A 13020-nucleotide genomic window follows, 5' to 3' on the forward strand; every position below is an offset into this window, starting at 1 on the left:
CGCCAGAATCATCACCGTGCTGCCCAGAATCACGCATTGCGTGATCGTGATGACGGGGCCGCCCAGATCAATCGGCGTGGTCGGCAGCAGCAGCGGGAAGGGCTTTGGGTTCGGCTTCCAGATGATCATGGCCAACGTCTGCAGCAGCAAAGACATGCCCATCGCCGTGATCAAGGGCGCCAGGCGCGGCGCATTGCGCAGCGGCCGGTAGGCGATCTTCTCGACCAGGAAGTTCAGCGAGGTGCAGACGACGACGGCGCAGGCCAAGCCGATCAGCATCATCAGCCAGCCCGGCATGCCGGAATCGGCCAAGGCACTGACCACGGTCCAGCTGACCAGCGCACCGACCATCAAGATTTCGCCATGGGCGAAATTGATCAGGTTGATGATGCCGTAGACCATGGTGTAGCCCAGGGCCACCAAGGCATACATGCTGCCGAGCACCAGACCATTGATGATTTGCTGGAAAAAAGTTTCCATTGACGTCTCCGGTTTGACGAACCGGCAAGGGATTGCCGGACGACTATTTCATTGGGCTGAAAAATGAGCAAATAAAAAAGCCCGCCGCAAAGTCGGCGGGCCTTGATCGGCCATCAATTCCTGCAGGCTGGTCGGGATTGTAGGAGTGCGTGATGAGCAAAATTCGCGGGTGTTTACCCGTAGCGCCTGAAGCATAAAACTTGTTCATTTGACCGATTCATTTTGCTCTGCATTCAAACGCCGCAACTCGGTCAGCCGCTCGCCGATGCGCAACTCCAAACCTCGCCCAACGGGCTCGTAAAAGCGCTGATCCTCCAGCCCCTCAGGCATATAGCTGACACCGGCCGCGAAGCCACCCGGCTCATCATGCGCATAACGGTATTCACGCCCGTAGCCCAACTCACTCATCAAGCGCGTCGGAGCGTTGCGCAGATGCAGCGGAACGGGCCGGCTGCTGTCCGTTTTGACCAGGGCGCGAGCCGCTTTGTAGGCGCTGTAGACCGCATTCGACTTCGGCGCCACGGCCAAAAACACCACCGCCTGAGCCAGCGTCAGTTCACCCTCGGGGGAACCCAGGCGCTCATAGGTATCGGCCGCATCCAGACAGATACGCAGCGCCCTGGGATCGGCCAGACCGATATCCTCGCTGGCCATACGAATCAAGCGGCGGGCGATATAGCGCACGTCGACGCCGCCGTCCAACATGCGGGCAAACCAATACAGGGCGGCATCGGGGTCAGAACCACGCACCGATTTATGCAGTGCCGAGATCACGTCGTAAAACTGCTCACCGCCCTTGTCATAACGACGCAACTGCTCGCCCAAAGCGCGCTCCAGCGCAGCCTCGTCGATCTCTTGCGCCGACTTCGGCGCCAAGGCCACCGCTGCATCCACCGCATTCAGCAGACGCCTGGCGTCACCATCCGCGTAGGCCGCCAGGCGCTTGGCCGCAGCGGGCGTGAAAGGCGGACTGGCCAAGACCTGCACTGCACGTTCGACCAAGGCCAACAACTCGCCCTCATCCAGCGACTTCAGCACATGTACGCTGGCCCTGGACAAAAGCGCCGAGTTGACCTCGAAGGATGGGTTCTCGGTGGTGGCCCCGATGAAGGTAAACAGGCCCGACTCGACGTGAGGCAAGAAGGCATCCTGCTGCGACTTGTTGAAACGGTGCACCTCATCGACAAAAACCACGGTGCGCCGCCCTTGCGCCGCCACCGCTTGGGCACGCTCGACCGCCTCACGAATCTCCTTGACCCCGCCCAGCACGGCCGAGATGGTGATGAACTGGGCGTCGAAGGCCTGCGTCATCAAGCGCGCCAAAGTCGTCTTGCCGACGCCGGGCGGGCCCCACAGAATCATCGAGTGCAGACGACCCGATTCGAAGGCGGCACGCAAGGGCATGCCCGGCCCGAGCAATTGGCGCTGACCGATCACTTCGTCCAAATGGGTCGGCCGCAGGCGCTCGGCCAGGGGCTGATTCAGGTGAGCCGCCGGGCTCGCTGCGGGCAACTCGGGGAACAGGGAATCACTCATCGTCAACTGACGTTCCAAACAAGCTATTGCTCAAGCAAATCGGCACCGGCCGGCAAAGTAAAACGAAACCTGTCGGCCGCCAAAACAGGATTCAGCGCCAGCGCAGAAAAGTCCAAACGCGAGCTTTGGCCGAAGCCATCAACGATCTCCAAGGCCGCCAAGTCGCGCCCTTTGAAACCGACCTTCAACGATTGAAAGCCACCGTCTGCCTGTTTGGGCAGGGCCTGCACCCAATCCAGGCCGCCTTTGGACGGCAGCGCCTTGAGCGTGAAGTCGCGCTCCAAATTCCCCCCGGCCAGCAATGCGGCGGGCGTGGCGCCCAAGGCCTGCGACATCCGGTGCGAACTGGCCTGATTGAGACCGGGATCGAACATCCAGACCTTTTGCCCATCGGCAACGATCAATTGCTCGGTCGGCGGCAGATAGGCAAATCGGAATTGATTGGGGCGTTGGAACTCGAAACTGCCGCTGGTCACTTTCGTGCGAGACCCGTCGGGGGAAGTTACGGTTTGGCTGAACTGGGCACGCCCGCTCTTGGCCTCGCGCACGAAGTCCTTCAAGGCGGCCACGGCATCTGCGTGGGCATGGCCGAACAAGCTCAGCAAGCCGCACAGCAGGAAGACCTTTAGTCGCATCATTCTTCTCGCTTAGGTAATAACAAGTCACGATTGCCATTGCTGCCCATACTGGACACCAGCCCGGATTTTTCCATTTGTTCCAACAAGCGCGCCGCCCGGTTGTAGCCGATACGCAAGTGCCGCTGCACCAGTGAGATCGAAGCACGGCGATGCTGCAAGACGATGGCCACGGCCTGGTCATACATCGCATCCGCCTCGCCTTCGCCGGAGCCGGGCACACCGCTTTCACCGCCCTCGCCTTCGAGCACGCCGCCCTCGAGAATGCCCTCAATGTAATTGGGCTCGCCCTTGGACTTCAGGTACTCGACCACCCGGTGCACCTCATCGTCACTGACGAAAGCGCCGTGGACTCGAATCGGCAGGCCGGTACCCGAGGGCATATAGAGCATGTCACCCATGCCCAACAAGGCCTCGGCACCCATCTGATCAAGAATGGTGCGGCTGTCAATTTTGGAGCTGACCTGGAAGGACAGCCGAGTCGGAATATTGGCCTTGATCAGACCGGTAATCACGTCCACGCTGGGGCGCTGTGTCGCCAGAATCAAGTGAATGCCGGCCGCGCGGGCTTTCTGCGCCAGGCGTGCGATCAACTCCTCGATCTTCTTGCCAACCACCATCATCAGGTCGGCCAACTCATCGATCACGACCACGATAAAGGGCAGCCTATCCAAGGGCTCGGGCGCCTCGGGCGTCAGGCTGAAGGGGTTGCCAATGCTCTCGCCGCGCTCGTTGGCCTCATCGATCTTCTTGTTGTAGCCGGCCAGATTGCGCACGCCCATCTTGCTCATCAGCTTGTAGCGGCGCTCCATCTCGCCGACACACCAGTTGAGCGCATTGGACGCCTGCTTCATATCGGTCACGACCGGCGCCAGCAAATGCGGAATGCCCTCGTAGACGCTCATCTCCAGCATCTTCGGATCGATAAGAATCAAGCGCACATCACGCGCTTCGGCCTTGTAGAGCAAGGACAGAATCATCGCGTTGATACCGACCGACTTGCCCGAACCGGTGGTACCGGCCACCAGGCAATGCGGCATCTTGGCCAGATCGGCCACCACGGGCAGGCCGACGATGTCTTTGCCCAAACCCATGGTCAGCTGAGATGTTGCGTCAGCATAGACTTGCGAGCCCAAGATTTCGGACAGACGGATGGTTTGGCGCCGCGCATTGGGCAGTTCCAAGGCCATATAGTTCTTGCCGGGGATCACCTCGACAACCCGGATCGACACCAGGCTCAGGCTGCGCGACAGATCCTTGGCCAAGCCAACGATTTGCGAGCCCTTGACGCCGGTGGCCGGCTCGATCTCGTAGCGCGTGATCACCGGGCCGGGCGAGGCCGCCACCACCCTGACTTCGACGCCAAAGTCGCGCAGCTTCTTCTCGATCATGCGCGAGGTCATCTCCAGCGACTCCGGCGTCACCGACTCGACCCGCAGCGAGGCCACGTCCAGAAGATCCACCTGGGGCAGCTTGCTATCGCTGGCGTCGACAAACAAGGCCGACTGCCGCTCTTTGGCTACGCGCGTGGACTTGGGGACCTCGAACACCGGCGCCTCAATCACGATGGGCACATGCTCGGCCACCACTTGGCGCTCAACTTCGACCACATGCTCTTGTTCGCGTTCTTGCACGGCCTGAACGCCGACACGCTGGTCCTCGGCCTGTTCGCGGCGCTGCAGATAGCGTTCACGCAAGTCGTCAAGCCACCGGCCGGACTGCTCGGCGAGCCGCAGCCAGGAAAACTTCAGGGCGAGACCGGCCCCGATCAAAAGCAAGGCAATGCTCAGCAGACCCGAGCCCGCAAAGCCCAAGGCGCGCATGCTCCAAGGTCCGAGCGCATAACCCAGAACGCCACCGGCGTGACCGGGCAGGTGCGACTCCCAAGAGTAGAGCCGCGTCCACTCCAGCGAACAGCTGGCGCACATCAGCAGCAAGATGCCCAATAGATACAGGCCGGTGGACTTAGCGTTCGGAACTGCGGGCTCGGAGTCGGCGCGCAACAAGCCGGCCAAACTGCTCAACCAAGTGCGCAGCCCCACCAGCAGCAACCACCAAGTCGAGAAACCGAAACTGAAAAGCAGCAAATCGGCTATCCAGGCTCCGACCGCACCGAATCGATTCGCATGCAAGTCGCGGCTGCCCGAAATCGAGAAGGCGGCGTCATGGCGGTCATAGGACAGCAAGGCCATCAAGACCAAGCACCACAGCAAACCGCCAAGCAAAAGCCACACCGGCGTTCGCAAAGGGTTTTGCTTCACCGGCGCCGCAGGAGCGGCCTTTTTGCCTTGCCGCTTATAGACTTTATCGCTGACGCCGGCTTCATCGCCGCCCAGCATGGAACCCAGGGGAAAACTCATGCCGCCATTGTGGCCTAAGAGATAGGCACTCTCGTGCATGAGTTTCGCTAAAACTCATGCCGCCATTGTGACCTAAGCGCAAGGCGCTCTTGGGCAAGAGTTTCGCCAAAACTCATGCCGCCATGGCGACTAATCGTTCAATCAGGGAAACGCTGCTTGATGACGACCGAGCCGTTCTCCAGGGTCTCGATCACGCCGCGTTCTTCCAGATCCTTCATCACCCGGCTGACCATCTCGCGCGAGGCGCCAACCACTTTGGCCATGTCTTGACGCGAGACCTTGCCGCGAATGATCTTGATGCCTTTTTCTTCCTCGGACATATCCAGCAAAGTCCGGGCCACGCGGCCATAGACATCAAGCAAGGCCAGCGACTCGATCTGCCGGTCCGCATTGCGCAGACGCGCCACCAAGCCACGCAAAATTGCATAGGAGAGGCTGCTGCTGTCCGGCAGGCAGCGCGCGAACTCATTGCGACCGAGCACCAACATATCGGTCTGCACCTCGGCACGCACGGTGGCCGAATGCGGCTCATGGTCGATCAGACTCATCTCACCGACATAGTGGCCAGGCTGCAGCACCGCCAGAATCACTTCGCGACCGCGTGTATCTGCGGTTAGCACGCGCGCACGCCCGTTCAGCAAGATGAACAAGGCATTCGATTTGGTGTTTTGCTCGACGATCAACTCGCCGCGCTTGAAACGCCGTTTGACGACACTATCCGCAATGGACTGTGCCTGATCGGTGGTGAGCAGGGAAAACAAGGGCACCCTGCGGATCAGGTCCAAATTTGACAGCATCGCCATAAACAGCCTCCATTGACTAAGGTTTGAAACCGGCTGGCCCTCTCGAATGCGTGGCCATGCCTAGAATGCGCAAATTGTGCACAGTCGCGCAAAGATTCAAACGAGATCAAAGCCGTAAAAAACGGCCTACTCTTCTTGTCAGCACCGCCAGCAACCCCATATTGATTGCCATGAACCAAACTACTCAACACCATTCGCTGCTGATTTTGGGCTCTGGCCCGGCCGGATACACCGCAGCAATCTACGCCGCTCGCGCCAACTTGAAGCCCACGCTGTTGACCGGCATGGCGCAGGGCGGCCAACTGATGACGACCACCGAGGTCGATAACTGGCCGGCCGATGTGCTGGGCGTGCAGGGCCCTGAATTGATGGAACGCTTTCAGAAACATGCCGAACGCTTCGAGACCCAAATGGTCTTCGACCATATCAATGAGGTTGATTTCTCGGTTCGTCCTTTCAAACTCAAGGGTGACAGCGCCAGCTATAGCTGCGATGCCCTGATCATCGCCACCGGCGCCTCGGCCAAATACCTGGGCCTGCCCTCCGAGGAGGCATTCATGGGCCGCGGCGTTAGCGGCTGCGCCACTTGCGATGGCTTCTTCTACCGCGGCCAAGAGGTTTGCGTGGTCGGCGGCGGCAACACGGCCGTTGAAGAGGCTCTGTATTTGTCGAATATCGCGGCCAAGGTGCATGTCATTCACCGCCGCGACAAGTTCAAGGCCGAACCGATCTTGATCGACAAGCTGATGGCCAAGGCCGCCAACGGCAATGTGGTGCTGCACTTGTGGAACACCCTGGACGAGGTGTTGGGTAACCAAAGCGGCGTCACCGGTGTGCGTATCAAGAGCACCCAGGACGGCAGCACGCAAGACCTGACCCTGCACGGCTGCTTTATCGCTATCGGCCATTCACCGAACACCGACATCTTCAAGAATCAGCTCGAAATGAAGGATGGCTATATCCTCACCCGCAGCGGCTCCAACGGTTTCGCCACCATGACCAGCGTCCCCGGCATTTTCGCGGCGGGCGATGTGCAAGACCATATTTACCGCCAAGCCATCACCAGCGCCGGCACCGGCTGTATGGCCGCTCTGGACGCTCAGCGCTTCCTGGAGCAGGAGCAAGACCGGTAAATTGGCATTTTTCGGCTATACTCTTAGGCTTGCTTGCTGGATGGACCGCGCCCCGACGCTCAATCTCAACGATTGCACCGAAGGGTTTGGCAAAGCATAAAGTGGTCATGTGGTCATCCCTTGGCACTGCAATCGCAGGATGCACAAAGGGATTGACCGGTCAACAATTCAAACCGGAGAAGCGTCATGGCACGCGTCTGTCAAGTCACGGGCAAGAAGCCCATGGTTGGGAACAATGTTTCTCACGCCAACAATAAAACGAAACGTCGGTTCTTGCCGAATCTGCAGTACCGCCGCTTCTTCGTTGAATCAGAGAACCGTTGGATTCGTCTGCGCATCAGCAATGCTGCTTTGCGTTTGATCGACAAGGTCGGTATCGACCAAGTCGTCGCCGATCTGCGCGCCAAAGGCGAGCTCTGATCTAGCACTGAGTATCAAGGAGCACAATCATGGCCAAAGGCGCACGCGAAAAAATCAAGTTGGAGTCGACCGCAGGTACGGGTCACTTCTACACGACAGACAAGAACAAGAAGACTACGACCGGCAAGCTCGAATTCATGAAATTCGACCCCAAGGCTCGCAAGCATGTTCTGTACAAAGAAACCAAGCTGAGATAAGTCAGCCCTGACCTTCAAGTCAGAGACAAAACCCCGCCAGCCATGCTGCCGGGGTTTTTTTACGCCCAAGATAGACGGAAGCGGCTCAACTCATTCAGCACCCGTTCGGCCGGCAAAGGGCAGAGCCAGAACAAGCACATCCGATCGCCCAACAAAAAGGACACCTCCATGGGTGTCCTTTTCGTATCAAGCGCCAATCGAAGGCGCCGACAGCCGCAGTTTCTTCAGGCGCGCGCGGCGCGCAGACTCATCGAGAAACTGCGCAACTCGGCAATACCGCTCTCCTCGGCGCGCCGGCACCAGGCCTGCAGATCGCTGACCAACTGCTCGGCCGACACATTGGTACGGGTCCAGAGTTGACGCAACTCTTCTCGCATCGTTACCAACTTGTCGAGCGAAGGGCTGGCGGCACGCAGGCTGGCAATTTGATCCAGCATGGAGACCGGAATACGCGCCTCATCCCTGTGCAGCCAACGGCTGGCCGATTGGAACTGCGCCCATTGAGCACTGCGCTCCTGGCCCTGCGCCTTCATCTTGGCCAACTCGGCTGAGCACGCCGCCTTCAAGCCGCGACCATAGCTGGCCATGACTTCATAACGATTGGCAATGACGGCCTCCAAGGTGTCCTTGTCGGCGGGCTTGATTTCCCCCAGACGCAGCTTCGGCGCCGTTTTGCGCACCTTGGCCCAGCCCAGCATTTCGAATGCACGGATATAACCCCAGCCGATGTCAAACTCGTACGTCTTGACCGAGAACTTGGCCGAAGTCGGGTAGGTGTGGTGATTGTTATGCAGTTCCTCGCCACCAATCAAAATCCCCCAAGGCGAGACATTGGTCGATGCATCGGGAGCCTCGAAGTTACGATAACCCCACCAGTGCCCCAAGCCATTGATGACGCCGGTCGCCCAGACAGGAATCCAGACCATCTGAATCGCCCAGATGGTCGCGCCAATCGCACCGAACAAGGCCAAGTTGATGATCAGCATCAAGCCCACGCCTTGCCAGCTGTAGCGGGTGTAGAGATTGCGCTCGATCCAATCGTTGGGTGTGCCGGTGCCGTACTTGGAGATCGTCTCGGGATTCAAAGCCTCGGCTCGGTAGAGCTCAACGCCGGTCAGCAACAAGGCCTTCAAGCCGCGTGTCTGCGGGCTGTGCGGGTCTTCTTCTGTCTCGCATTTGGCGTGGTGCTTGCGGTGCACGGCCACAAATTCCTTGGTCACCATGCCGGTGGTCAACCACAAGCAAAGCCGGAAAAAATGTGAAGGGATAGGCCCCAGATCCAAGGCCCGGTGGGCTTGAGCACGGTGCAAAAAGATCGTCACGCCCAAAATCGTGAAGTGCGTGATCACCAGGGTGTAGACCACCATCTGCCACGCAGACGCGTCAAGCAGACCATGGGCCAACCACTGCACCAAGGCATCATGGATTGTCATCAAGAAGTTCATTGGTTCCTAACCCTGCCCGTAGAAGAGCAACAAAATGGACGTAAGCGCGCCAATTGTAGGCGAGCCTCTCTAATTGGCGAGGCATTAAGTCCCGCAATGCCGGACTGCCTTGGCTTATTGCTTCTCCCAAACCGCCGCAAAAAATCCATCGGTCTGGTGCAGATGAGGCCAAAGCCGCAAATAGCCATTTTCGACCAAGCGGTCTGCATGTTCGACATGCGCGCGTTCCAGGGCCTCGTTGGCGGGCAGCGCCTTGAACTGCGGGTGAGCCGCACCGAAGGCCTCGGCGATCACTTCATTCTCATCATTCAACAGGCTGCAAGTGGCATAGACCAGGCGGCCACCCGGCTTCAACAAACGCGCGGCACCGGCCAGAATGGCGGTCTGTTTGGCTTGCAGCTCCTTGATCGCAAACAGCGACTGACGCCATTTCAAATCAGGGTTGCGGCGCAGGGTTCCCAGGCCCGAACAAGGCGCATCGACCAAAACGCGGTCGATCTTGCCGGCCAGGCGCTTGATGCGCTCTTCCCGCTCATGTGCGATCTGGGCGGGGTAGACATTCGACAAGCCGCTGCGGGCCAGCCGCGGCTTCATCGCGGCGAGCCTATGGCCCGAGGTGTCGAAAGCGTACAAACGCCCGGTATTGCGCATCGCCGCGCCCAGCGCCAGCGTCTTGCCGCCGGCGCCGGCGCAAAAGTCCACCACCATCTCGCCGCGCTTGGCGTCGAGCAACAAGGCGAGCAACTGGCTGCCTTCGTCCTGCACCTCAATGCCGCCGCTATTGAACAGGTCCAGCTTGCTGAGCGCGGGCTTGCCGTGGATGCGCAGGCCGAGCGGAGAAAAAGGCGTCGGCTCGGCTTCTATGCCCGCCGCCGCCAACACCGCTTGCGCTTCTTCGCGCTTGGCCTTCAAGGTGTTGACGCGCAAATCAAGCGGCGCCTGCTCATTCATGCTGGCGGCCAATTGCCAGAACTGTTCCTCGCCAAGCCGCTCCAGCAGCGGCTGAGCCAGCCATTCGGGCAGGTTGTGGCGCAGCTTGGGCGCCAGGCTGGACTTGTCCAAGGCCTGCACCTGCTCCAACCATTGCAACTCGGTTTGATTCAAGGCGCCGCGCAAGAAAGCGGCATTGCCCTGCCAGGCCAGCAAGGTCAGCCGACGCTCGGTCGGGCCACTGCCCGATTGCGCCAGGTGCTGCAGCAGGGGCCGCTGCCGCAAGACCGTGTAGGCGGTCTCTGCCAAGGCATGGCGTTCACGCTGGCCGAGGCCCTTGTGTTTACGGAAAAAGGCAGACACGACGCTATCAGCGGGGGTGTCCAGTTGGAGCACGGCGCGCAAAAGCTCGCAGCTCATATCGATGAGGGCATTAGGATGCATGCGGCGATTATCCCGCACCGTGACCGCACGCCCCAAAAGCGTCACAAACCATTGCCACAAACAAGTTCAAGATGACCTCCGACCTCGCTCCCCTGCCCGCCACCCCACTCGGACGCTACCGCCATTACAAAGGCGGTGAATACGAGGTCATTGGCGTGGCCCGCCACAGTGAAACGCTGGAGCCGCTGGTGCTCTACCGGCCGCTCTACAAGGACAGCGGACTGTGGCTCAGGCCGCATGCGATGTTCTTTGAGTCGCTGCTCGTTGACGGGCAGACGGTCAAGCGCTTCAGCCCAATCAGCTAAAAGACTGAGCCTCGCCGTCCAGTTGGCCGACCACGCCGTCGGCAATTGACAGCTTGCCCTCGACAAACCAGCGCACCGCCTGCGGATACATGCGGTGCTCCAGTTTGAGCACCCGCGCCGACAGGCTGGCCTCGTCATCCCCGGCGAACACCGGCACCACCGCCTGCGCGACGATGGCGCCATGGTCAAGCTCGGCGGTGACGAAATGCACCGTCGCGCCGACAAACTTGCAACCCATTTCGAGCGCTCGCGCATGCGTATGCAGGCCCGTGAAGGCCGGCAACAAGGACGGGTGAATGTTCAGCATGCGCTCAGCGTAATGCGCGGTGAAGGCAGGCGTCAGGATGCGCATAAAGCCGGCCAGCACCAGCAGATCGGGCGCGTAGCCGTCTATCACTCGTTGCAACTCGGCATCAAACTCCTCGCGGCTGGCAAAGCCCTTGTGGTCGACCACGGCGGTCGCAATACCGTGCTGGGCGGCGAACGCCAAGCCCGCCGCGCCGGGCCGATTGCTGATCACGGCGGCAATCCGTGCGGGCCAGGTCTCACTCGCGCAGGCACGCACAATCGCCTCCATATTGGAGCCGCGCCCGGAGATCAGAATTACGATGCTTTTCATGGGTCGCTAGTCTAGCTGCCTACAATGCCCAACCTCCTTCAGCGCAGCCTTTGGCGCAACAAACGCCCCGACATGAGTACCGCCACAAGTACCGCCACAAGTACCGATCAGCCCCAAGAATTTTTGCCCCGCCAGCGCGTGCTGTCGGGCATGCGCCCCACCGGCGCCCTGCATCTCGGTCACTACCATGGGGCGCTGAAAAACTGGGTGCGCCTGCAATCGAGCTACGACTGCTTCTTCTTCGTTGCCGATTGGCATGCGCTGACGACGCAGTACCAGGACAGCAGCAATCGCAACAGCATCGAGCGCAATGTCTATGACATGGTGGTCGATTGGCTGGCCGCCGGCATCGACCCCGAGCAGGCCACGCTCTTCATCCAGAGCCGCATGCCCGAGCATGCCGAGTTGTTCACGCTGCTGGCGATGAGCACACCGTCCAGCTGGCTGGAGCGCATCCCCAGCTACAAGGATCAGGTCGACAAGAACCGCGAGCTGGCGACCTACGGCTTCCTGGGCTATCCGCTGCTGCAAGCGGCCGACATCTTGATCTACAAGGCCGCTTTTGTGCCGGTGGGCGAGGATCAGACGGCCCATGTCGAGGTCACGCGCGAGGTGGCCCGTCGCTTCAACCGCATCTACAGCCCCGACAAGGCGATCCTGCCCGAGCCCTTGGAGCTGCTCACCGACAAGCCCCGCCTGAGCGGCCTGGATGGGCAAAAGATGAGCAAGAGCTATGGCAACGCGATCGCGATGCGTGACGCCCCCGAGGTGGTCGAGCAAAAGATCCGCACCATGCCGACCGACCCGCAGCGGGTGCGCCGAGGCGATGCCGGCGAGCCCTCGCGCTGCCCGGTCTGGCCGCTGCACCAGGTCTACTCGACACCCGATCTGCTGGAATGGGCCGGCCAAGGCTGCCGCTCCGCCGGCATCGGATGCCTGGACTGCAAGCAACCCTTGATCGAGGCGATTCAAAAAGAGCAGGCCCCCTGGCGCGAGCGCGCCAATGAATACCTTGCCAACCCCAAGCAGGTGCAATGGATTGTCGAGGTCGGCACCGAGCGCGCGCGCGCGGTGGCGCGCAAGACCTTGCGCGAAGTACGCGCCGCCATCGGCTTGACCTACTGATGAGAGCCGCTGCCATTCCGCGCCGACGGGCCGAGCGCCGGGCGCCCCCAAGCCGGACCGCCATCCCCTCGGGGAATAGTGCGGCGTACCCGCCGACCGAGGGGTAGACATTTTGGCCGCCATCCACATCACCGATATCGAAGCGGCCATCAACTGGTGGCGCGAGCGCGCGCCCTCGCCGGATGGGCTGAAGGCCTGCACCGAGGTGCGGGCCTTGGCCGAGGTCTATGGTCTCTTGGTCTATTACCGCGAGACCGAATGCGCCGAAGACGGCATGCCGGCCGAGGCCAAGTCCGCTTGGCTAACTTGGTATGACAGCACACCCGATGCCCCGTGCATCGCGATCTGCTCGACCAGCCAGGGCGATGCGCTGTGCAAGGGCTGCGGCCGCACCTTTGACGAGGTTCAGCATTGGCCCGCGATGACGCCGGCCGAAAAACGCGTCACCTGGCGACGCATCTCGATCGAAGCCACGGCCTGGCGCTTCAACCGCTATGCCGAGCGGGCGCGCGAGTTCAAGGGCCTGGATCACCCCCAATTGCCGAACGAAGAGCGCGGGGGCAATTCTTGACCGCATTCGACGGCCAG

15 protein-coding genes are annotated in these 13020 nt (G+C 60.6%); 6 read left to right on the plus strand and 9 right to left on the minus strand.

Annotated features, from left to right (window positions below; translation table 11 throughout):
* The 6 genes from LNV07_RS03315 to LNV07_RS03340 all read right to left on the minus strand — a co-directional run.
* Positions 1-480, minus strand: a 480-nt coding sequence (locus LNV07_RS03315) for a branched-chain amino acid ABC transporter permease (RefSeq protein ID WP_263569765.1), incomplete at its 3' end; no start/stop codon positions are given.
* A gap of 43 nt (positions 481-523) precedes the next feature.
* Entirely contained in the window at positions 524-688 is a 165-nt protein-coding gene (locus LNV07_RS03320) for a hypothetical protein (protein WP_263569766.1), read from the minus strand.
* Entirely contained in the window at positions 685-2016 is a 1332-nt protein-coding gene (locus LNV07_RS03325) for a replication-associated recombination protein A (RefSeq protein WP_263569767.1), read from the minus strand. The genes LNV07_RS03320 and LNV07_RS03325 overlap by 4 nt, the downstream gene beginning before the upstream one ends.
* 23 nt (positions 2017-2039) lie before the next feature.
* Positions 2040-2654, minus strand: coding sequence for an outer membrane lipoprotein chaperone LolA (gene lolA, locus LNV07_RS03330; RefSeq protein ID WP_263569768.1), 615 nt, complete (start codon positions 2652-2654; stop codon positions 2040-2042).
* Positions 2651-5011: a DNA translocase FtsK gene (locus tag LNV07_RS03335; RefSeq protein ID WP_318013670.1), complete on the minus strand. Its 2361-nt coding sequence runs from the start codon at positions 5009-5011 to the stop codon at positions 2651-2653. The genes lolA and LNV07_RS03335 overlap by 4 nt, the downstream gene beginning before the upstream one ends.
* A 137-nt stretch (positions 5012-5148) precedes the next feature.
* Positions 5149-5814 (minus strand): Crp/Fnr family transcriptional regulator, encoded by a 666-nt coding sequence (locus LNV07_RS03340; protein ID WP_263569769.1) that lies wholly within the window; start codon positions 5812-5814, stop codon positions 5149-5151.
* Positions 5815-5984: 170 nt separating this feature from the next.
* Here LNV07_RS03340 and trxB point away from each other — a divergent pair, with 170 nt between their 5' ends.
* The 3 genes from trxB (at position 5985) to rpmG (ending at position 7564) form a co-directional block, all read left to right on the plus strand.
* Entirely contained in the window at positions 5985-6947 is a 963-nt protein-coding gene (trxB, locus tag LNV07_RS03345) for a thioredoxin-disulfide reductase (RefSeq protein WP_263569770.1), read from the plus strand.
* Positions 6948-7133: 186 nt separating this feature from the next.
* Positions 7134-7367, plus strand: coding sequence for a 50S ribosomal protein L28 (gene rpmB / locus LNV07_RS03350; protein WP_056274269.1), 234 nt, complete (start codon positions 7134-7136; stop codon positions 7365-7367).
* A gap of 29 nt (positions 7368-7396) precedes the next feature.
* Complete coding sequence (gene rpmG / locus LNV07_RS03355) at positions 7397-7564, plus strand: 50S ribosomal protein L33 (RefSeq protein WP_263532261.1); 168 nt, start codon at positions 7397-7399, stop codon at positions 7562-7564.
* Between the two features lie 224 nt (positions 7565-7788).
* Here rpmG and LNV07_RS03360 read toward each other — a convergent pair whose 3' ends face one another.
* Together LNV07_RS03360 and LNV07_RS03365 are read right to left on the minus strand one after the other, a co-directional pair.
* Positions 7789-8997, minus strand: a complete 1209-nt coding sequence (locus LNV07_RS03360) for a DesA family fatty acid desaturase (RefSeq protein ID WP_263569771.1) — start codon at positions 8995-8997, stop codon at positions 7789-7791.
* 126 nt (positions 8998-9123) lie between these two features.
* On the minus strand, positions 9124-10383 hold the full coding sequence (locus LNV07_RS03365; RefSeq protein ID WP_263569772.1) for an RsmB/NOP family class I SAM-dependent RNA methyltransferase: 1260 nt from the start codon (positions 10381-10383) through the stop codon (positions 9124-9126).
* Positions 10384-10454: 71 nt separating this feature from the next.
* On the opposite strand from LNV07_RS03365, the gene LNV07_RS03370 reads away from it, so the two are divergent.
* Positions 10455-10688: a DUF1653 domain-containing protein gene (locus LNV07_RS03370; protein WP_263569773.1), complete on the plus strand. Its 234-nt coding sequence runs from the start codon at positions 10455-10457 to the stop codon at positions 10686-10688.
* On the opposite strand, the gene purN is transcribed toward LNV07_RS03370, so the two are convergent.
* Positions 10681-11307, minus strand: a complete 627-nt coding sequence (purN, locus tag LNV07_RS03375; protein WP_263569774.1) for a phosphoribosylglycinamide formyltransferase — start codon at positions 11305-11307, stop codon at positions 10681-10683. The genes LNV07_RS03370 and purN overlap by 8 nt on opposite strands.
* Positions 11308-11379: 72 nt before the next feature.
* Here purN and trpS point away from each other — a divergent pair, with 72 nt between their 5' ends.
* Positions 11380-12432, plus strand: a complete 1053-nt coding sequence (gene trpS, locus LNV07_RS03380; protein ID WP_397545519.1) for a tryptophan--tRNA ligase — start codon at positions 11380-11382, stop codon at positions 12430-12432.
* Positions 12433-12544: 112 nt separating this feature from the next.
* The gene (locus LNV07_RS03385) at positions 12545-13003 is read left to right on the plus strand and encodes a DUF3717 domain-containing protein (RefSeq protein WP_263569775.1); all 459 of its coding nucleotides are present in this window, start codon (positions 12545-12547) and stop codon (positions 13001-13003) included.
* The last annotated feature ends 17 nt before the right edge of the window (positions 13004-13020 follow it).

The organism is Roseateles oligotrophus, assembly GCF_025717515.1.
Lineage (GTDB): Bacteria > Pseudomonadota > Gammaproteobacteria > Burkholderiales > Burkholderiaceae_C > Paucibacter_A > Paucibacter_A oligotrophus.